This is a genomic window from Nonomuraea sp. CA-141351 (assembly GCF_050944675.1).
Classification (GTDB): Bacteria; Actinomycetota; Actinomycetes; order Streptosporangiales; family Streptosporangiaceae; genus Nonomuraea.
The window spans coordinates 6,681,973-6,700,976 of sequence record NZ_CP191982.1 but is presented as its reverse complement, the minus strand read 5'-3'; the positions used below and the strand labels follow the sequence as shown (position 1 = coordinate 6,700,976).

Here is a 19,004-nt window from a genome sequence, read left to right as displayed (position 1 = left end):
AAAGTGAGGAAGGAGGACAGACCAAGTAAGCCGAAATGGGCTTATAGGGCTGGTGTGGACGCGCTGCGGGGGTGAAGATGGGCCGGATCAGGCCCGGTGTCAGCGGGCGAGGGGAATGCGGAAGACGAAGCACGCGCCACCGGTCGCCGAGTCTTCGATGTGCAGGGTGCCGTGGTGATCTGAGGCGATGTCGCGCGCGATGGCCAGCCCCAGGCCGGCACCGCCCCGGTCGCGGCTGCGGGCGGTGTCCAGCCGGACGAAGTTCCGGAATACGCGTTCGCGGTCGGCAGGGCGATTCCCTGGCCGTCATCAGTCACGGCCAGTTCGGCATGTTCGCCTGCTCCGTGCAGGCGAACCTCCACCATGTGGGTGGCGTGACGTCGGGCGTTGTCGAGCAAGGCGACGAACAATCGGGCGATCTCGCCCGGGGCGGCGTTCACCGTCACCGCGGGATCGACGTCGATCCGCAGGTTGCACCGGTCGGCCCAGCGAGCCGCCTGTGTCTCGACCAGTTCCGTCAGGTCCACATCCTCAAGAATCCTCCCGGTGTCGGCCTGAGGCCGGGCCAGAAGGTGGAGATCACTGATGATATTTTCCACCCGGACGATCCCACCCATGACATGCTCCAGGAGATCGGGCAGGTCAACATCTTCTGGATGCAGCTTCGCCGCTTCTACTTGCAGGCGTAGGCTGGCGATCGGCGTACGGAGCTCGTGCGAGGCGTCAGCGGCGAACTGACGCTGCCGGTCAAGCAGCTGTTCGACGTGCGTTTTCGCCTCCCTCAGCTGTTCGTTCAGTTCCTGCGGTTCCTTGGCGGAGGCGTGGCGCTCCGGTTCGGTCGCGTGCTCGTGCGCGTCCAGCCTGCTCGCCCGCGAGCCGGCCTGCTGTCGTCCGGGAAGGAACGCGGTCACGTCCTCGACCAGGTGGAGGAACAGCCTCACCGCTCCGTCCGGGCCGAGGGTGGGAGAGTTGATCGCGCTCCAGTACCGTTCCTCGAACACGTCCGTGCTGCCGGGCACCGGCATGGCGGTCTTGTGCGGAGCCATGACGTCGGACTGTCCGGTGGCCCGGACCTGGCAGAGCGAGGCTTCGAGGTTGCGCAGCGCCCGGATCTCATCGGATCGGCGGGATTACGAGGAAACGGGTCGAGGAGATACCGGCCCAGCAATTCCTCTGTCTGAAGTCCGCAGGCGTCGGCGTATGCCTGGTTGACGGCCACGATGGTCAGATTCAGCGTCATGATCAGACACGGGCTCGGAATGGCCGCGAACACGGCGGCGTAGTCAACGTGGTGTCATCGCGTTCCTCTCCGTTATGCCTGGCAGGGTCGAAGATCCCTAGCCTTGTTCGGGCCTCTGCCTTGCCCGCCGGCTTGCCAGATGCGAGGGGAAGCCGCAGCACGAAGCAGGCCCCGCCCGTTGCGGACTCCGTAGCGTGGAGGGTGCCCATGTGCGCCTGGGCGATGTCGCGGGCGATGGCCAGGCCGAGGCCGGTGCCTTTGTGGTCGATGCGGCGTGCGGCGTCCAGGCGGGTGAAGCGTTGGAAGATCCGTTCCCGCTCGGACTTCACGATTCCTTCTCCGTCGTCGGCCACGGTCATCTCGGCGCTGCCGCCCGTGCGGCTCACCCTGACCTCGACCATCCGCTGGGCGTGCCGTTGAGCGTTGTCGAGCAGGTTGGTGACCAGCCGGGCGATCCGGATCGGGACGGCCTACACGGTCACGCCCGGTTGAAGCAAGAGCTGGACCGCGAGGCGATCGACTCGGTGGCAGACCTCGTCCCGGACCAGCTCCGCGAGGTCGACCTGCTGCGGCTCCATGGGTGGGCCTGCCTCCATTTCGCCGAGGACTCGCAGGTCGCCCTCGTCATGGCCGCAGGCGCCGCACTATGCCTCGGCCAACTTCTCCACACCCAGCCAGACCGCGACGAGGCGCAAGCCACCGACCAGATCGCGGAAGACCTGCTGCGCACCTTCGGCATCCCCACCGACGAAGCCCGCCAAATCTGCCAACGCCCCTGCCCGAGCTCGACCGCCTTCTCCCCAACGCCACCGCGTAGCAGAGGCAGGCGATGGCTGGTGAGCCGGTCCAGAGCGTTTCATTTCAGATCGGCTGAGCGGTGGTGGCGGTGCCTGGCTGCTGAGGTCTGCTGAAGGGATGGCAGACAGCAGCCTGGTCGGCCTCGTCGACGACGGCTCCGGTGACATCGAGATGTTCCAATGGGAGGGATACCGCCGCCACGACCCCCGCCGTCCCTCCCGCAAGCGGCTACAGCCGGCGGTGGACCTGGCCGCGTTCTGCGCGCCGCCGCTGGCCGCTCTCACCCTTCTCTGGCTACTGGGCCCGCACACTGCGGTGGTGCTGATCGGCTCAGCCGCCGCTCTGGCCACGGTGGCGGTCCTGGCGACCCAGATCATCGGCTACGCGGACGTGGCCGGTCCCGCGCAGCTGACATGATTGCACGGCCGTCTCGGTCTCCTGGGATGCCCGTGGTCACGTCCACCACGGCGTTTGAAGGGGAGCCACGCGGCAAAGGGCCTGACTGATAGGCACCTCGCCGCGTGTCTCACCCCGTCAGAGATGGACGGGTAGCCGCGTCAGGCCGTGGATCAGCATGCTCTGCCGCCAGACGAGCCGCTGTGGCTCCTCGGCGAGGGCCAGGTCCGGGAACCGTTCGATCAGGGTGCGGAAGGCGATCTCACCCTCCAGCCGTGCCAGCGGGGCACCGAGGCAGTGGTGTATCCCGTACCCGAACGCGACGTGCCCGGAGGCGTCGCGTGTGACGTCCAGTTCCGTCGGCTCGCGGTAGCGCTCAGGGTCGCGGTTGGCGGACACCAGCGAGACCAGCACGACCTCGCCGGCCGGGATCATGGTCCCTCCCAACTCGACCGGCTCGGTGGTGTAGCGCAAGGTCGCGAGGTTGACCGGGCCGTCGAAGCGCAGGAACTCCTCGACAGCGTTGGGTATCAGCGACGGGTCGGCGCGCAACGCGGCGAGCTGGTCGGGGTGGCGGAGCAGGGCCAGCACCCCGTTGCCGATGAGGTTGACCGTGGTCTCGTGCCCGGCCACGAGCAGCAGGAACGCCATCGAGAGGGCCTCGCCAGGCGAGAGAGAGTCACCGTCTTCAGAGGCTTGCACGATCGCTGAGAGCATGTCGTCGCCCGGGTTCGCGCCTTTGTCGGCAACAAGCCGGGTCAAGAAGTCGCGCATCGCGCCGGCCGCCGCGATGCGCTCCTGCTGCGGCGAGAACGAGAGCAGGGTGTTCGACCAGGCGCGGAAGTCGTCCCGCTCGCCGTCTGGAACGCCCAGAAGCTCGCATATGACAGTCATCGGCAGCGGGAAGGCGAACTCGTCGATCAGATCGACGGTCGCCTCGCCGGCTCCCTTCGCCGCCATCGTGTCAGCCAGCCGGTTCGCGATCTCCTCGATGCGGGGCCGCATCCGCGCGACCGCCCGAACCGTGAACGCGCGGTTGACCAGCTTGCGGAGCCGAGTGTGGTCCGGCGGGTCCGTGTTGAGCATGTGCCCGGCCACGGAGTCGGCGAGCTGTATCCGGCTGTCGGGCGGGATCGATCGCTGCTCGAGGATCTCGGCGAACCGGGCGGCGCTCTTGGATAGTCGCGGATCGTTCAGCGCGGGCCGGACGTCCTCATAGCGGGTGACCATCCAGGCGTGCAGGCCTATCGGCGTGATTACGCGCACGACCGGCGACTCCAGGCGCAGCTTTTGGTACAGCTCGTCCGGATCAGCGAAGAACGGACCGTCCAGACCGACGGTCGCTAGGTGCGTCATCAAGTACCTCTCTCTACGGTGTTGATCGCCCCACACGGGCACCGCCTCGTAGCCCTCTCATGCGAAGTGAGATGCCGCGGCCTTCACGATCTGCCCACAGCGCCCTGCCGGGCTCACGTGCGGTACGCGCTCTTGGACACAAGTCAAGCAATAGGGGACGTCGTGCCCTGCAACCAGAACCTGCCGAACCACCTCCTTGGCCGGTCGCGCCGATTGCTCCCCGGACGACGATCCTCATCGGCCTCCTCCCTCGTTCGGTGACGAGGCGCCGTACGCCGTCCCGACGGTTTCTTGATCGAACGTCGATCCGGTGACGACCCGCAGCACCTCCATGCACAACCGCGTGACCTCAGCCTTGGCCACGGCAGGGCTGTTCACGGACTCCCGCGCAGCCTGCACGACGAAACCCAGCCAGGCCCCGACGGCAAGCCGCATCACCGGGGTGTCCTCCTGTCCCAGCAAGCCGAGCACGCGTTCCACCTGTACCGGGTGGCCGGCAGCCACGAGCTGGCGTACCAGCGGCGGGGCCGCCGCCCCGGGGGCGGTGAGGTCAGCCAACCGGCCGCTGGCGCAGAAGTGATCGAGGTATGCGGCCAGGCTGCGTCGCAGGTTCTCTTGCGGGGAGAGCTCGGGATCCGGCGCAGTCACCTCGAGAAGTATTTCGGCCTCGCGCCTGAGCACCGCCTCAAGCAAGGCATCTTTCCCCGGGAAGTAGTGGTACACCAGCGCGCGCGTCACGCCGGCGTCTGCGGCAATCGCCCGCACGGAAAGCCCCTCGTAGCCCTCGCGTGCGAAGTGAGACGCCGCGACCTCCACGATCTGCCCGCGGCGCGCGTCCGGGGTCAGGCGCGGCATGCGACGACTCTTTGACACAAGGCAAACAGTAGGGCGAGTATTTGACAGCAGTCAAACAAGCGGCGACGCGACACGGGTGGCCCTGCGGCAGCCTGAGGGCGCTGTGATGGCGCTGCCAGAGGCACATGTGGGCTCGGAGCTGGGCTCGCCCGGGTGTCAGGCGGGCCGGCGCACCTCGACGGGGAGATGGCGGGGTCCGCGCAGCATGGCGTTCTGCCGGTAAGGGGGCGGGTCCTGGATCAGGGTCGCGGTGCCGAGGCGGGGGATCAACGCGCGGAGGGCGATCTGGGCCTCGACGCGGGCGAGCGGTGCGCCGTAGCACAGGTGGATGCCACTGCCGAAGCCGAGGTGCTCGTTGCCCGGGCGGGTGGGATCGAACCGATCGGGCTCGTGGAACCGTTGGGGATCGCGGTTGCCTGAGGCGAGCACGAGGACGAGAGAGGTGCCTTGAGGGATGGTGGTGCCGGCGACATCGACGTCAGCGAGCGGGATGCGCTCGCGCATCTGCACCGGGGGCTCGTAGCGCAGCAGTTCCTCCACCGCGCTGGGCAGCAGGCCGAGATCACGGCGGAGCCGGTCGAGCTGGTCGGGGTGGCGCAGCAGGGTGAGTACCCCGTTGGTGATCAGGTTGACCGTGGTCTCGTGTCCGGCGATGAGCAGCAGTACGGCGGTTTCCGCCAGTTCCTCACGGGTGAGCCGCATGGCCGGGTCCGGTTCGTTGATGAAGGCGGAGAGCATGTCGTCACTGGGATGGCCGCGGCGCTGCTCGGCGAGGTTCACCAGGTAGCGGCCCATCTCGGCCCGGGCCTGTTCGCCCGCCCGATCCCGCTCGATGGTGTCCTGCCCGGGCCCGACGTCAGCGGAGGCGACAATTGCGTCGGACCATTGCCGAAACAGCGGCTCGTCTTTTCGCGGGACGCCGAGCAACCGGCAGATGACCGTGACGGGCAGCGGGTAGGCGAAGTCGTCGACGATGTCGATCTGGGTGCGATCCCGGAGCGCCTCGATCAGTTCCTCGGTGAGTTCGGTGATCTGGCCGCGCATGGCGTCGATCCGGCCGGGGCTGTGCGGCGGGCCGAACGGCCGCATGGCCAGGGTGCGCAGCCTGTGGTGCGCGGGGTCGTCGAGCCGCAGGAAGGGCGGCTGCCGCTCCTCCTCTGACAGGCCGGGGGCTGGGGCCGGGCGGCTGCGGGGATCGGCACTGATCCGTGGGTCATGGAGCAGAGCATTGATCTCGTGGTACGTGCCGATCAGGTAGCTGCCGTCCGCCTGCCGCACCACGGGACCGGCTTCGCGGAGTTCCGCGTACAGGGGGTAGGGGTTGGAGCGGTTGGCGTAGTCGCTGATCCGTTCCAGCAGGGTGTCGGCGGTCATGGTTTCGGCTCCTCGTGGACGGGCGGAAGGGTCAGCCAGGCCGCACCACGGTCAGCCGGCGGTCCGGCAGGTGACCGGTGAGCGCGACGATGGGGCCGTGCGAAAGCCCCTTCGGATCCGGCACATCGGAGGGAAACGGGATGTCTGCTGCGATCGGACGGTCCGCCGCGCCGGGCACGGGCGGGAACGGGGCGGCGGTCTCGATCAGGTGCTGGTAGTACTCGAGCGACTTGGCCATGTTGACGGTGACCGCGGCGGTGACCCGGCCCCGGTAGCCGTACACCATCGTCAGACGGCGCTCCTCCAGCGAGCCCTGCGCAAGGACTATCTGGTCGGAGAAGGTGGGGACGCCCACCGACTTGATGTTGAGCCCGAACTGGCTCGACCAGAACGTCGGGAGCGCAAGGTGGGGACGCCGCAGCGGCCCTGGATTGACCATGTTGTAGGCCGCCACCTCGGCCTGCGCGACCGCGTTGCCCCAGTGCTCCAAGGAGAGCAGTTGGTAGTCGAACAGCGGGTGGGGAAAGCGGGAGACATCGCCGGCGACGAAGACGTCGTCGGTGACGATCCCGTACATGTCGAAGGCCCGGCATCCGGCGTCGCAGGCGACCCCGCGCGGGCCCGCTGCCAGCCCGGCGTCCGCCAGCCATTCGACGTTGCGGACCGCCCCCAGCGCGACGACGCAAACATCCGCGTTGACGTGGCTGCCGTCGGACAGGTCGGCACCGGTGAAGCGGCCGTCCCCGTCCCCGCGCAGGGCGGTGACCGTCGCCCCGCAGCGCAGGTCCACTCCGTGCCTCCGCTGCATTCCGGCGGCAAGCTTCGACAGGGTGCCGCCGAGCGCGCCCACCAGGGGTGCGGGGCCGCGCTCGGTGACCGTGACCTCCAGCCCCCGTTCCCGGCAGGCCGAGGCGACCTCCGAGCCTGTGAACCCGCCGCCGATCACCAGTACCCGCCGCGGCCCGGCGGCGAGCCGCTCGGCCAGCCGTCCGGCGTCATCGCAGGTGCGCAAGGTGAACACCCCGTCCAGGGCGGCCTCCTCTGGATTGGGCCAGGGCCGCGCCCTGGTCCCGGTCGCGATCAGCAGCCGGTCGAAGGGCAACGATTCGCCGTCGGCCAGCACCACCCGTTTCCCGAGGGGATCCAGACCGGTGGCCCGCACCCCGAGCCGCCAATCGGCGTCCGGGTCCCGGCGCATCGGCAGCCCGGTGGCGTCCGCCGCCGCCTGGCCGAGCAGCACCTGCTTGGACAGCGGCGGCCTGTCGTAGGGCGGATGGGGCTCGTCTCCCACCACGGTCAGTGAGCCGGTGAAGCCCTCCTCGCGCAGCGTCTCGGCGGCTCGCAGCCCGGCCAGCGACGCGCCGATGATGACGATCCGGCCCTCCCGCAGGTCACCGGCCACCGGCGCTCACCTCCTCACCGAGGAGGATGGCCTGGACGGGGCACGCCGCGGCGGCCTGGCGCACGCGCTCCAGCTGGTCGTCGGGGACGGCCGGGTCGTACAGCAGTGCCTCCTCCCCGTGCAGGTGGAACACCTTCGGCGCGAGGAACACACACTGCGCATAGCCCTGGCAGCGGGTGAGGTCCACAACGATCCGCATCCCACCACTCCCTCCGTCGCCTCACCCCTGTTCCTGTCCAGAACAGCAGCCCAAAAGTCGGACATTAAGGCAATAATCGGGAGATCGCCTGACTGCTGCGCCGGGGGCGGGCCTCCTCGACCTTGATCATTCTGATGGGGTCACGTTCGCTAGTGCGCCGTCCACCGTAAGTTCAGGGCGGCTGAAGGCCCTTCAGCGGAGAATTCGCCTTTGGGGGCTGGGGCTCGTCGGTGGCCCATGTTCGTCCACATCGAAGATTTCTGATCAGCAGGACCCTCGCTCTCTGACGGCTACTGACCAGCCCTATTAGCCCCTTTCTGGCGTAGTTGGTCTGCCCCGGGAACTGTGGTCCTCCGCTACCGCTTCTCGCCTCGGCTCAGCGGCCCGACTGACCTGGGCTGAGGCGATTGCTTGATGGGACGGGGCCGTGGTGGAGGAGGTCAGGCGGTGATGTCGGCCTCGATGTGGGTGACGGCGGTCATGGCGCCGTAGGCGAGGAGGGAGACGGTGCAGTGGTCGCTGAGGCGGTGGTCGGTGGCGCGCCAGGCCGTGACGTGCTCGTCGGTGATGGCCTCGGGTGCCAGGGCGGCGAGGATCGCGATGCGCGCTCCCATACGTTCGCCCTGCGAGAGGGACGAGAGGGGCCGGTCGAGCCAGTCGCCGACGGGCAGTCGGCGGCCCCGGTGTTCGGCGATCACTGCCGCCGCCGCGGTGGCGGCCGCCGGGGTGAGCAGGCCGCTGCCCTGAGCGGCGGTGGCGGCGAGGGTGGCGTACGCGGTGCCGATCGGGCGTCCGGCCGCCCACGCGGGCGGTTCGGCGGTGGGCAGGCCGTCCAGCAGGGGGAGGGTGGCGCCGGGGCGCAGGTCCTGATCGAGGGGGCGCAGGACCGGGGCGCCGTCGAACGGTGGCTCGTCGTCGGGGTCCATGCTGCCGGGAGTCAGCCCTGCGGGCAGCATGGCGGCCGCCACGCGGTCGATGAAGTGCGTGAACAGGAGCGTGCCGAGGTATTCCGCGGCCACCTCGCCGGAGAACGGCGGCTTCAGCGGTTCCCGCGCGGCGACGCCGGTGGAGGCGGCCCAGTCCAGCAGGGCCGCCAGGCCGGGGTCGGAGGGCGGGTCGCCGCGCTCGATGGTGTCGGCGAGCTGCGGCCGGCCGAGCAGCCGCAGCACCGACAGGAACGCCTCAATGTCGTAGTCGAGCCCGTTGGCCTGAGCGGCGCCCAACGCGACGATGGACTTCTCCAACGCCGGGGCCTCACCGGCCAGCTGGGCTTCGCGCATCAGCGACCAGCCTGCGGCCATGATCTCGGGGGAGGGCGACATCATCATCACGGCCGGGCCGATGCTGCTGAACTCGGCGTTGACCTGCGCGTACACCTCGGCCAGCGTGCCACGGGCACGGTGCGGGGACACGGGGGTGATGTGGCGTATGAGTGCGGACGACATGAAATGGCGCCTTCCTGCGGGGAGATGGTGGGTCTCGAGCATCGCCGTGCGGAAGTGGTGGTGTCGTCGTCCGGCCGAAGGGTCTGACCGATACTCCCCGGGGGGTATCGGGCCGTGCGGGTACGCCGGATGAAGTAGGGGTCCGGCCCGGGATCCCCTCGACGCCCGGCATGACCTCAGCGGCGGGGACAGCATCAGGCCGGTCCGGGCCGGTCGAAGGAGCCTTGGACTTTGGCGATCCGGTTCCGGTGGTGGCGCGGGCCACTTGGATAGGTGGGGTTCCTCCTCATGCGCCAGAGGGGCGGGGCCCCGCGTCAGGTGTGCTGGGGTGCGAGAGGTACGTCCAGGTCTGGGTGCATGGCCGGTAGCGGGCGCCAGGTGACGGGGACTTCCCGCATGACGAGAGCGCAGTCCAGTGTCGCGCTCCCATGGGGCAAGCTGTCGAAGAACGACGATTGCGCCGAGACGATTCGGCACGCGTCCAGCCGCCAGGCGTCCGCATTCAATTCCATGCCTTCGAGCGCTCCCGCGGCCGTAGGTGAGTAGCCCTTGGCCCCACGCTCGAAGAAGATCGACGCCTGTTGCAGGTTGTCGAACAGCTGGCTGCCCCGCAGGCCGGGGGTCACCTCGACGGTGACGTCCACTCGCGTGTCGCCGCTGCGGGCGGTGTAGGCGACGCGCAGCTCGCCGGGCGTCTCGCGGACCTCGAAGTCGGCCCGGCCGTGCTCGCCAGGGAAGAGGCGTCCGCCGGCCCAGGTGTTGAGCAGCGAAGCGGTGTCGCGGCGTGGGATGTAGACGCCGGTCTCGACTCCGCCGGGACCGTCCCACTCGACGGCGATGCGGTGGGCGGCGTTCTCGCTGCGCAATCCCACGGCTTTCGGCGCCCAGCTCGGCCGTACGTCTCCCAGGCGGAGCAGGCAGATGCCCGCGACGGCATGTCCGCGCACGAGTTGCGGGCGGAGCCCGTCGGGCAGCAGGCGGGTGGCGACTTCCGGCGTCAGCCGGTAATTCACCAGGAGGCGCCGCTCGACGACGCTGGACAGACGGGGTTGCCTCACGCTCCCTCACCTTCCGAAAGGCGGCGCCACTTGGTGTGGCGTAGGACGACCTGCTCGGGACAGACGGCGCTGAGGAAACGGCCGACGCAGATGGCCAGCTGCTCCTCGGCCAGTGTGTAAAGGATGCGGTTGCCGTCGCGGCGCTCGGTGACCAGACCTGCGCCCTTGAGGACGCCGAGGTGGCGGGAGATGGACGGCGCGCTGATGGAGAACCGGCTCGCGATCTGTCCTGCCGAGAGCTCGCCGTCACGCAGGTCTTCGAGAATCTGGCGTCTTGTGGGATCGGCGAGCGCGCGGAAGACACCGGTCTCGTCCTTGGCGTCCGTCATGCTTTGTATATTAGCAAAGTAGCTAAATAGCTAACAACGCGGTCTCCCAAGGTCCACCGAGGTGACGGGACATCAGGGGTCTGCATGCAGGCGAGCCGTGACCCGTCTTCGCGGTGCATGGGATGAAGCCCCCTTCCGTGGCCGGCGTCTATCGGCTGCTCAGAGGGGAGCACGCCGTTCGATCACCTTGACGGTGAGACCAGGCCCGCCTCGTAGGCGATGATGACGAGCTGGACCCGGTCACGCGCGTCGAGCTTGGCCAGCAGCCGGGTCACGTACGCCTTGACGGTGGCGACGCTGATGGACAGGTCGGTGGCGATCTCGGTGTTGGACAGGCCGCGGGCGATGAGAGTCAGGACCTCGCGTTCGCGCTCGGTGATGCCCGCCAGTTCGCGTGGAGGGGGAGCGGGAGCGGAGCCGGGGCGGTCGGTGGCGAACGTCTCGATCAGCCGCCGGGTGACGCCCGGTGCGATCAGGGCGTCGCCGGCGGCCACGACCCGGATCGCGGCGAGGATGTCGTCCAGGGCCATGTCCTTGACGAGGAATCCGGATGCGCCGGCGCGCAACGCGCCGTAGACGTAGTCGTCCTCGTCGAACGTGGTCAACACCACGACGTGCGCAGGACCGGGTCCTTTGGTGATGAGCCGGGTGGCTTCGATGCCGTCCATGCCGGGCATGCGGATGTCCATCACCACCACATCGGGGCGCAGGTCGCCGGCCAGCTGGACGGCTTGGAGCCCGGTTGAGGCCTCTCCGGCGACTTCGAGGTCGGGGGCGTCGGCGATGACCATGTGCAGGGCGGTGCGAATCAGCGGCTGGTCGTCGGCCAGGAGGACGCGAATGGTCACCGAACTGCCGCCGTCAAAGGCAGGTGGGCAGCCACCCGGAAGCCGCCTTCGGGACGCGGACCCGCCGCGAAGGTCCCGTGCAGCAGGCTGACGCGCTCCCGCATCCCGATCAGGCCGTAGCCGCTGCTGCCTGGTGTGCGACGGGGGCCGCGCCCCTCATCGAGGACCTCGATGGCGAGTTCGCCGTCGCGGTAGTCCACGAATACGCGGCACGAGCCCGTGCCGGCGTGGCGCACGACGTTGGTGACCGCCTCCTGGATGATGCGGTAGGCGGAGACGTCGATCTCCGGTGGCAGCCGGTACGGCTCGCCCCGCCGGCTCACCTCGACGCGAACGCCGGCGTCCGTGGTCGCCTCGGCCAGCCGGTCGAGGTCCGCCAGGCCCGGTGAGGGATGGGGCTCGGCCGCGTCGTGCGGCCGGTTCGCCTGGCTGTGGCGGAGCGCCCCCAGCATCCGGCGCAGCCCGGACAGCGCCTCCCGGCCGACCGTCTCGATCTCGCCCAGTGCTTGGCTCGCGCGCCCTGGCTGGGTGTCGATGACGCGGCGCGCCGCGCCGGCCTGCAGCGCGATGACGCCGATGCTGTGGGCGACCGTGTCGTGCAGCTCGCGGGAGATGCGCAGCCGTTCGTCGGTGACGGCCTGGACGGTGGCCTTGGCGACCAGCGTCTCGGCGTGCTCGCGGGCCTGGCGCACCGAGTGGCCGATCAGCCACGCGATGATGGTCGTCATGGCCACGGCCAGCTCGGCCGAGGTGCCGATCGGCCAGCCGCACAGCAGCCGGATGGTCAGGTAGCCGGCCAGGACGGCGAGCGCGCCGGCGAGGGCGGCGATCCCGGTACGGCGTGCGCCGCCGGCGGCGAGGAAGCACACCGCGACGTCGACCGCCAGGTATTGGGCCAGCGGAATCTCTCCCACACCCAGCGGAATGCACGCCAGAACGGAAGCGGCCAGCAGCAGCCACAGCGCCCGCAGCGGCCGGCGACGCAGCAGCGCGCAGCCCGCCAGCGCCACCGCTGTGGCCAACGCCAGGTTCGTCAGTCCGTCCCACCGGTAGAAGACGACCCCTGCCAGCACGGCGGGCTCGCTCTCTCCCGGGAGCCTGACCCGTACCAGGAACGTGAACACCAGGCCGCCGCACCACGCCAGGGCTGTCCATGCGCCCGGCGGCACCCGTTTGAGCAGCGGCAATGGCGGTGTCACGTGCATGCACAGGATGGTAACGGCGTCGACCGGGCCTTGGCATCGGACCACGGTCGTACGACCGTGGTATCCCAGCAGCCCAGCGAATGCCGACGACGGTCCGATGTGGCGCGGGTGCCGCCTGCGGCACCGTCGATCGGGTGATCGACGTCAAAGCGCCCCTCCTGCGCCGTACCCTGCTCGCCGCGTTCATCTCCGCCTCGGTGGCGGCGCCGGTGACGGGTGCGACGCGCTCCGCCGCGGTCCCCGCGCCCACCCCGGCCCCCGTCACACCGTTGCGGGCCGCGACCCCCGAGGCCCTGGCCGCACGGTACGCCGCGAGCCGGGACGCCATCCGGGCCGCCGAGAGGATGGCCGCGGACCACGGTGACCGGTGGCGGGCCGCGATGCTGCGCGCCATGGCCGGCCCCGAACGCCGGTTCCTGTCCTTCGACGGCCGCGACGGCGGCCGCGCCATCGAGGTGTTCGGTGACCTGCCGGCTGCGGAGAAGATCGCCGTGCTGGTCCCCGGCAGCGACACCAGCCTCGACAAGTACGGGCTCCTGCGCGGCGGCGCGCTGAGGCTGCAGCAGGCGCTCGGCGAGAGGTCCGCGGTCGTCGCCTGGCTCGGCTACCGGACGCCCACCCTGGTGAGCCTGTCGGCGCTGACCCCCGGCCGCGCCGACGAGGCAGCCCCGGCGTTACGCGCATTCGTCCGGGAACTGGGCGCCGCCAAGCCCGCCGCCCGCATCTCCCTGCTGTGCCACTCCTACGGCAGCGTGGTCTGCGGCAGGGCCGCGCCCGGACTGGACGTCGACCGGCTCATCCTGACCGGCAGCCCCGGCCTCACCGTCGAGCACGCCGCCGACCTGCGCACACGAGCGGCCGTCTGGGAAGGGCGGGCAAGCGGCGACTGGGTCGCCCGCGTGCCACGCGCCCTGCTCGCAGGCCTCGGTTTCGGCGCCGACCTGGTCTCGCCGGGCTTCGGCGCGCGCCATTTCGCCGCAGGCGACGGCGGGCACAGCGACTACCTGAAAGCCGGCTCCCTGCCGCTGGACAACATCGCCCGGATCATCTCCGGACAAGACCCCGTCGAGGCCCGCCGTGCTGCCTGACCTCATCCGGCGCATCGACACGGCGACCCCCTCCGATCGCGACCGCGGCATCGACGCGCTGCGCGCCCTGGCCATCGGCGGCGTGGTGCTCGGCCACTGGCTGGTGACCGCCCTGGTCGCCGACAGCGGCACCATGTACGTGACCAGCCCGCTGCGCGACATGCCCTACCTCGCCCCCGCCTCGTGGATCTTCCAGACCATGACGGTCTTCTTCCTGGTGGGTGGGCAGATGGCCGCCACAAGCCTCACCCGCGCCCGCGCCCGCGGTCTCACCTACGCGGGGTGGCTCGGCGCCCGCATGGCCCGGCTGCTGCGGCCGGTCGTCGCCGTGCCGGCGGTGTGGGCCGTGGCGGCGGTCGCGATGCTCGCCCTCGGAGCCGATCTGAAGACGGTGATCGCCCTGGCCAAGCTGGTGTGGTCGCCGCTGTGGTTCCTGCTGATCTTCGCGGCGCTGACGGCGGCGACCCCGCTGGTCGCCACCCTCCACCCGGCGTGGCCGCTCGCCACGGTCGCCGTCGCCGACCTCGTCAGGTTCGGGATGGGCGGGCCGGCCTGGATCGGCTGGGCCAACCTCGCCGCCGGCTGGCTGGTGCCCTACTGCCTGGGCGCGGCCTGGGGCCGTGGCCGCCTGCGCAGCCGTTCGACCGGGTGGACGCTGCTGATCGGCGGCGCCGCGGCCACCGCCGCGCTCGTCCTGTGGGCCGGCTACCCGGCATCCATGGTGGGCGTGCCCGGCGCCCCCGTCTCCAACCAGTCGCCGCCCACCCTCGCGGCCGTCACCTTCGGCCTGGCCCAGTGCGGGGCGGCGCTGCTGCTGCTCGGCCCGCTGCGCCGGGCGCTCACCCACCCCGCCGCCTGGGCCGCCGTGGCCATGGCCAACCTGTCCGCCATGACGATCTACCTCTGGCACCAGACCGCCATGATCGCGGTCACCGCCCTCGGCCTGCTCGCCGCCCGCCCGCTGCCCGGTCTGCACACCGTCCCCGACACCCCCGCCTGGGTGCTCGCCCGGCTGGCCTGGGTGCCGGCGTTCGCGCTGGCCCTGCTGGCGTGCCGGCTCGCCTTCCACGCCCACGAACATCGACAGCCCGAAGAACGTGACCAGGGCCGGGCCGCACCCGAGCGACTGCGGTCACACTGATCCCGCGCAGGCCGGCAGGGCGCGGGCTGCGGGAATACGGCAGAACGACACCGCGGAGTCTGACGGTCGATCGTCGTCGTGTTGATGGCGGTCTTGGCCCGGCTACGGTGATCCGCCACCCGACGGTCCAGCGAAGAGGCGCGGGTCATTCGTCGTCTGGATCTGCCGGCTCCACGGTCGGGGCGATCTGCAGTGGTGTCGCGGCCCCGCCGGCGATCTCGCGCCCTTGATTCAGTGTGTAGTCAAGCTGCCTGGCCAGGTGGGGGAGGGTCGCCGGAGGTAGATACGCATCAGCGCCGGCGTCGAGCAGTCGTCGGACCGGGCCGTGGTACTGAACTCCGAGTTCGGGGTCCTCGATCTCGGTGACGATGACGCGAGCTTTCGGGAACATCGATCGGAGCGCTGTGATCAGCTGCGGGCTGCCTGGAGGTACCAGCAGCACATCGGTCGTCGCGGGAGCCGCATGCATGTCGAGCACCACGTAGTCCGCCCCGAGCTGGGTGGATAGCGCGACCCGAGCCGCGGACGACAACTCCATCGCGGTGGCCACGACTGTCATGCTCTCGTAGTCGATCGGTGCTTGATCGTTGGCCTCATCTGGCGCGTCGCGATCGACTATGGCGCCTTGGACCACGTCAATGGTGCTGGAGATCGTCGCGATCGACGCGCCATCACGCGTGAGGACCAAGTTGTCACCAGGCTCGAGGGCGTCGATGAGCGCCACGACGTCGTCGGGAAGTCGGGTCACGTCGATTCGCTGCGTGGAGCGCGGGGCGCGTCTGCGGATCACCATGCCTGGGACACGCTCACGGCTGCGAGGGCACCCTGCGTCATGCGCAGCCCCGGCCGCCGAGCGGAAGGCCCATCCACGGTGACATGGTCGCCTGCCCCGAAGGTGCCGTTCAACAAGACGATCACATGAATCCCTTCTGATGCTGTGACCTTGTTGGATGCCACCACACGATCATTGGTTCGAGGCCGCGCCGGAGTTTCTCTCATTGGGTGCCCGGCGTGCACGAACGGCAACTCCAGCACCTCGCCCGACGAAGCGAGCGCGACGGGACGCCCGGCTGGCTCGCGGTAGTGCCAGCCCAGCGATTCCGCGGCTTCGTCGAGGGACAGCGACCGGTCCAGCCACGCGGCCGCTTCTCGATCACCGGCCGCACCTGCCCGGGAGTCAAGGCGTCGATGTCCGCCAGTGCGTACAGGTCGTAGGAGCGGCCCTTCTTCTCGAACACGTCGGCCACGGCCAGGTGGCCCACCTCGGCGAGGGTGCTGATGTCGGCGGGCTCGACGTCCAGGCCAGAGCCGATCCGCGCACCTGCTGCCCCGGCTGATCTCCGGCCGGGAACGCGGCCCGCTGTTCCTGTCCGAGTACCGGCCCGCACCGCCTGGCCACCACCGACCCTGACGACATCTGTCCGGAGACCGGCCGGGTCCGGCTGGGCTACGACCGCGCCCGCATCCTGCTCGCCCACTACGCCGACGGGCTCCAGCTGCACCAACTCCGACACAGCCCAGCCACGCACCTCGGCGAGGCCAACCCTCCGCCAACGTCATCATGGCCAAGACCGGGCACGAGTCACTGCGCAGCGTGCAGCGCTACGTCAAACCCGGCCTGGCCGCCGTGCATCAGGCCACCGCGACGCTGTCCAGCCCCCGCCGACGCGGCTGACCAGCAGCTACGGGGGCCGCGGCAAGTTTCTGGCCAGAGTCCCACCCCTCAAAGACGAGTTGACGGACCCCGTCACCTCACACTGCAGGAGCGGACCTCGAGCCAGGTCAGGTGGTGAGGGCGGCCGCCGCTTCCCGGTAGATGACATTCGGGTCCTCCGACAGCCACCTCTTCACCTGGCGGCTCCAGTCGTCGGCGAGCACCTCGGGCCGGTGCGCCTCGATCCCGTCCAGGGCTGCCGCGACGATCGCCTCGGGGGCGCTCTTGTCGCCGTTGTACCAGGCCATCATGTCGGTGTCCGCGGCGCCCAGGTGCAGGCCCGTCACCAGGGTGCGCTGACCGGCCAGCTCCAGGCGGACGTTGTTGGTGAGCGCCCACTCGGCGGCCTTGGCCGCGTGATAGGCGCCCGCACCGTCGTAGGCGAGCCACGAGATCGCCGACAGCACGTTGAGGATCGCGCCGTCGGCCAGTTGGGGCGCGAAGGCGCGGATCACGTTGAGGGTGCCGTAGAAGTGCGTGTCCATCTCACGGCGGATCATGTCCAGGTCCCCGGTGACCAGGTTCGCCCCGGTCGAGATTCCCGCGTTATTGATGACGATCTTGACATCAGGTGCCGCGGCCGCCGCGCCGGCGATCGATGCCGGATCGGTGATGTCGAGTCGCAGCGGGACGACCCCAGGCACGTCGATGAGGTCCGGACGGCGGGCGGTGGCGTACACCTTGGCGGCGCCGCGGTCGAGAAGGGAAAGGGCGAACTGGCGGCCCAGGCCGCGGTTGGCGCCGGTGACCAGCACGTGTGCTCCATTGATCTGCATGCCGGATAAGCTAAAACCTGACGTTGACGTCAGAGGCAAGTCCTGTGATGGAGGTCACGGTGCGTATCGGTGAGTTGGCGGTGCAGTCAGGCGTCAGCGTACGGGCCCTGCGCTACTACGAGGAGCAGGGGCTGCTGGAGGCTGCCCGGAGCGGCTCCGGGCAGCGCCACTATCCCGAGTCGGCGGCCGACCGGGTTCAGCTGATCCAGATGCTCTACGCGGCCGGCCTGTCCAGCCGGACCATCGCCGAGCTGCTGCCCTGCGTCGAGGCCAAGGTCAGCACCCCGGAGTCGCGAGCCCGGCTGGCCGCCGAACGTGATCGCATCGATGCCCAGATCGCCGCGTTGACCCGTACCCGTGAGCGCCTCGACGCCGTCATCCTGTCCTCCGGAGATCCGGCCAGCGGCTGCACGTGGATCGCGGACCAGGACGTCGCCGCGCACGCGAGTCACTCCGCGACGCCGTGATCGCGCCGGCCAGGTCAGGCTCTAAGAAGTCCCAACAAAATGATCATCTACAGGTTGATCACCTCTGTGAGGAAGGGTGAGCAGTCGCCGGGGATCATCCCGGATGAGTTGTGGGCGCGGATCGAACCGTTGTTGCCGGTCTTGCCACGCCGTACAGATCATCCGGGCCGTAAGCGCCTGGACAACCGGAAGGTCCTGTCGGGCATCTTGTTCGTGCTCTACACCGGTATTGCCTGGAGTTTCTGCCCCGCCGTGGCACCCGGCACGGCTCCGGCCTGGGTAGGCATCGCCGGGTGATCGAGCAGACGATCGCCCTGTTGCATTGGTTCCGCCGCCTGCGTATCCGCTGGGGGATTCGCGACGACATCCACGAAGCCTCCATGACCCTCGCCGCCGCCATCATGTGCTGGCGACGCCTCATCCATTGATCATCCGATAGGACTTCTCATAGCGGTCGGGCCCGCGCAGCCTCACAGCCGGGATCTCAGCACGTCGATCTCACAGCCCGGCGCGAACGGGTCGAAGCCGTGCTCGACCAGCCAGCGAACCACTAGCAGGCTTCGCAACGACCACCACGCGCGGATCACGTCAACGTCGACGTCGGTGCCGTAGCCGGCGACGACGTCGCCGAGGTGCTCCTCGTGCCCGAGCGTCAAGGTGGCGAGGTCGAACAGGGCATCACCTTGGCCCGCCTCGGACCAGTCGATGATGCCGGTGACCTCGTCGCCGTCGACGAAGACGTGCGCGATCTGCAGGTCGCCGTGTGTGAACGCCGGAGTCCACGGCCGGAGCGCGGCCTCAGCGACCTGGCGGTTGCGGGTGACCAGGGCGGCGGGCAGGACGCCGTTCGCCACGAGCCACTCGCACTCGCCGTCGAGTTCCGCCGCCAACTCGTCGAGGCCCCGGCCGGCCCGGCCGGGGCGGGGCGGCAACGGCGCGTCGTGTAACCTCCGGATGGCGGCGCCCGCCGCGGCCCACGCCGCCGGGGATGCGGTCGACGGCTCGCCGAGGCGGCCGAGCGCCGTCCCCGGGACTGCGGCGATGGCGAGCACCGGCGGCTTGTGCCACAGGACCTTCGGGGTCGGGACCGGCGCGAGGGCGATCGCCTCGACCTCGACGTCGATGCGCGCCTGATCGGCGTCCACCTTCAGGAACACGTCGCCGACGCGTAGGGTCGCGCGCTCGGAATGGGCGACGACCATTTTGACTTCGTCCATGGGCGACCAGTATCCCGGGGCTGATCGTCGACGTCGCCGGGTTTATCGCGTGCGACGGCGCGGCTGACCGCGTCCCGCTACCGAGCGGCCTCGTGC

The 19,004-nt window shown here is 69.9% G+C and carries 23 protein-coding genes and 1 pseudogene; 7 read left to right on the top strand and 17 right to left on the bottom strand.

Features of this window, described 5'->3' with window-relative positions; all coding sequences use genetic code 11:
* Positions 1–41: 41 nt before the first annotated feature.
* From ACQPWU_RS31805 to ACQPWU_RS31795, 3 genes are read right to left on the bottom strand one after another with little or no spacing between them, the layout of a single operon-like run.
* Entirely contained in the window at positions 42–1,046 is a 1,005-nt protein-coding gene (locus tag ACQPWU_RS31805; protein WP_433428117.1) for a sensor histidine kinase, read from the bottom strand.
* Positions 938–1,273 (bottom strand): PAS domain-containing protein, encoded by a 336-nt coding sequence (locus ACQPWU_RS31800; protein WP_433428114.1) that lies wholly within the window; start codon positions 1,271–1,273, stop codon positions 938–940. The genes ACQPWU_RS31805 and ACQPWU_RS31800 overlap by 109 nt, the downstream gene beginning before the upstream one ends.
* Positions 1,243–1,674 (bottom strand): sensor histidine kinase, encoded by a 432-nt coding sequence (locus ACQPWU_RS31795; protein ID WP_433445340.1) that lies wholly within the window; start codon positions 1,672–1,674, stop codon positions 1,243–1,245. The genes ACQPWU_RS31800 and ACQPWU_RS31795 overlap by 31 nt, the downstream gene beginning before the upstream one ends.
* On the opposite strand from ACQPWU_RS31795, the gene ACQPWU_RS31790 reads away from it, so the two are divergent.
* Together ACQPWU_RS31790 and ACQPWU_RS31785 are read left to right on the top strand one after the other, a co-directional pair.
* The gene (locus tag ACQPWU_RS31790) at positions 1,651–2,151 is read left to right on the top strand and encodes a hypothetical protein (RefSeq protein ID WP_433445339.1); all 501 of its coding nucleotides are present in this window, start codon (positions 1,651–1,653) and stop codon (positions 2,149–2,151) included. The two genes, ACQPWU_RS31795 and ACQPWU_RS31790, sit on opposite strands and share 24 nt — an antisense overlap.
* A 4-nt stretch (positions 2,152–2,155) precedes the next feature.
* Positions 2,156–2,455 (top strand): hypothetical protein, encoded by a 300-nt coding sequence (locus ACQPWU_RS31785; protein WP_433428112.1) that lies wholly within the window; start codon positions 2,156–2,158, stop codon positions 2,453–2,455.
* A gap of 117 nt (positions 2,456–2,572) precedes the next feature.
* On the opposite strand, the gene ACQPWU_RS31780 is transcribed toward ACQPWU_RS31785, so the two are convergent.
* From ACQPWU_RS31780 to ACQPWU_RS31735, 10 genes are all read right to left on the bottom strand, one after another.
* Positions 2,573–3,790 carry a cytochrome P450 family protein gene (locus tag ACQPWU_RS31780; RefSeq protein ID WP_433428110.1) on the bottom strand — a complete coding sequence of 406 codons (1,218 nt, stop codon included), beginning with the start codon at positions 3,788–3,790 and terminating at the stop codon, positions 2,573–2,575.
* 234 nt (positions 3,791–4,024) lie between these two features.
* Complete coding sequence (locus ACQPWU_RS31775) at positions 4,025–4,645, bottom strand: TetR/AcrR family transcriptional regulator (protein WP_433428109.1); 621 nt, start codon at positions 4,643–4,645, stop codon at positions 4,025–4,027.
* A 156-nt stretch (positions 4,646–4,801) separates the two neighbouring features.
* Positions 4,802–6,019 carry a cytochrome P450 gene (locus ACQPWU_RS31770; protein WP_433428107.1) on the bottom strand — a complete coding sequence of 406 codons (1,218 nt, stop codon included), beginning with the start codon at positions 6,017–6,019 and terminating at the stop codon, positions 4,802–4,804.
* Positions 6,020–6,050: 31 nt separating this feature from the next.
* A complete protein-coding gene (locus ACQPWU_RS31765; RefSeq protein ID WP_433428105.1) occupies positions 6,051–7,421 on the bottom strand; it encodes an NAD(P)/FAD-dependent oxidoreductase in 1,371 nt (456 codons plus the stop codon).
* A complete protein-coding gene (locus ACQPWU_RS31760) occupies positions 7,411–7,620 on the bottom strand; it encodes a ferredoxin (protein WP_433428102.1) in 210 nt (69 codons plus the stop codon). Before ACQPWU_RS31760 ends, ACQPWU_RS31765 begins: the two co-directional genes overlap by 11 nt.
* A 440-nt stretch (positions 7,621–8,060) precedes the next feature.
* On the bottom strand, positions 8,061–9,065 hold the full coding sequence (locus ACQPWU_RS31755; RefSeq protein ID WP_433428100.1) for a hypothetical protein: 1,005 nt from the start codon (positions 9,063–9,065) through the stop codon (positions 8,061–8,063).
* A gap of 314 nt (positions 9,066–9,379) precedes the next feature.
* Positions 9,380–10,123, bottom strand: coding sequence for a DUF2071 domain-containing protein (locus tag ACQPWU_RS31750; RefSeq protein WP_433428098.1), 744 nt, complete (start codon positions 10,121–10,123; stop codon positions 9,380–9,382).
* Positions 10,120–10,452, bottom strand: a complete 333-nt coding sequence (locus tag ACQPWU_RS31745; RefSeq protein ID WP_433428096.1) for a metalloregulator ArsR/SmtB family transcription factor — start codon at positions 10,450–10,452, stop codon at positions 10,120–10,122. The genes ACQPWU_RS31750 and ACQPWU_RS31745 overlap by 4 nt, the downstream gene beginning before the upstream one ends.
* Before the next feature lie 182 nt (positions 10,453–10,634).
* On the bottom strand, positions 10,635–11,300 hold the full coding sequence (locus ACQPWU_RS31740; protein WP_433428094.1) for a response regulator: 666 nt from the start codon (positions 11,298–11,300) through the stop codon (positions 10,635–10,637).
* Complete coding sequence (locus ACQPWU_RS31735; RefSeq protein ID WP_433428092.1) at positions 11,297–12,505, bottom strand: sensor histidine kinase; 1,209 nt, start codon at positions 12,503–12,505, stop codon at positions 11,297–11,299. Before ACQPWU_RS31735 ends, ACQPWU_RS31740 begins: the two co-directional genes overlap by 4 nt.
* A 134-nt stretch (positions 12,506–12,639) precedes the next feature.
* Between ACQPWU_RS31735 and ACQPWU_RS31730 the strand changes: the two genes are divergently transcribed.
* Together ACQPWU_RS31730 and ACQPWU_RS31725 are read left to right on the top strand one after the other, a co-directional pair.
* Positions 12,640–13,593: an alpha/beta hydrolase gene (locus ACQPWU_RS31730; protein WP_433428089.1), complete on the top strand. Its 954-nt coding sequence runs from the start codon at positions 12,640–12,642 to the stop codon at positions 13,591–13,593.
* A complete protein-coding gene (locus tag ACQPWU_RS31725) occupies positions 13,583–14,734 on the top strand; it encodes an acyltransferase family protein (RefSeq protein WP_433428087.1) in 1,152 nt (383 codons plus the stop codon). Before ACQPWU_RS31730 ends, ACQPWU_RS31725 begins: the two co-directional genes overlap by 11 nt.
* A gap of 145 nt (positions 14,735–14,879) precedes the next feature.
* Here ACQPWU_RS31725 and ACQPWU_RS31720 read toward each other — a convergent pair whose 3' ends face one another.
* The 3 genes from ACQPWU_RS31720 to ACQPWU_RS31710 form a co-directional block, all read right to left on the bottom strand.
* The gene (locus ACQPWU_RS31720) at positions 14,880–15,458 is read right to left on the bottom strand and encodes a hypothetical protein (protein WP_433428085.1); all 579 of its coding nucleotides are present in this window, start codon (positions 15,456–15,458) and stop codon (positions 14,880–14,882) included.
* Positions 15,459–15,729: 271 nt separating this feature from the next.
* The gene (locus ACQPWU_RS31715; protein ID WP_433428083.1) at positions 15,730–16,248 is read right to left on the bottom strand and encodes a hypothetical protein; all 519 of its coding nucleotides are present in this window, start codon (positions 16,246–16,248) and stop codon (positions 15,730–15,732) included.
* A 268-nt stretch (positions 16,249–16,516) separates the two neighbouring features.
* Positions 16,517–17,224, bottom strand: coding sequence for an SDR family oxidoreductase (locus ACQPWU_RS31710; protein WP_433428081.1), 708 nt, complete (start codon positions 17,222–17,224; stop codon positions 16,517–16,519).
* Between the two features lie 59 nt (positions 17,225–17,283).
* Here ACQPWU_RS31710 and ACQPWU_RS31705 point away from each other — a divergent pair, with 59 nt between their 5' ends.
* The 3 genes and pseudogenes from ACQPWU_RS31705 to ACQPWU_RS31695 all read left to right on the top strand — a co-directional run bounded on the left by ACQPWU_RS31705 (position 17,284) and on the right by ACQPWU_RS31695 (position 18,119).
* The gene (locus ACQPWU_RS31705) at positions 17,284–17,691 is read left to right on the top strand and encodes a MerR family transcriptional regulator (RefSeq protein WP_433428079.1); all 408 of its coding nucleotides are present in this window, start codon (positions 17,284–17,286) and stop codon (positions 17,689–17,691) included.
* A gap of 39 nt (positions 17,692–17,730) precedes the next feature.
* Positions 17,731–17,943: pseudogene (locus ACQPWU_RS31700) on the top strand (transposase); the annotation flags it as partial.
* Between the two features lie 41 nt (positions 17,944–17,984).
* Positions 17,985–18,119: a hypothetical protein gene (locus tag ACQPWU_RS31695; RefSeq protein ID WP_433428078.1), complete on the top strand. Its 135-nt coding sequence runs from the start codon at positions 17,985–17,987 to the stop codon at positions 18,117–18,119.
* 42 nt (positions 18,120–18,161) lie between these two features.
* Here the strand turns inward: ACQPWU_RS31695 and ACQPWU_RS31690 are convergent, their stop codons facing one another.
* The gene (locus tag ACQPWU_RS31690; RefSeq protein ID WP_433428076.1) at positions 18,162–18,908 is read right to left on the bottom strand and encodes a phosphotransferase family protein; all 747 of its coding nucleotides are present in this window, start codon (positions 18,906–18,908) and stop codon (positions 18,162–18,164) included.
* Between the last annotated feature and the right edge of the window lie 96 nt (positions 18,909–19,004).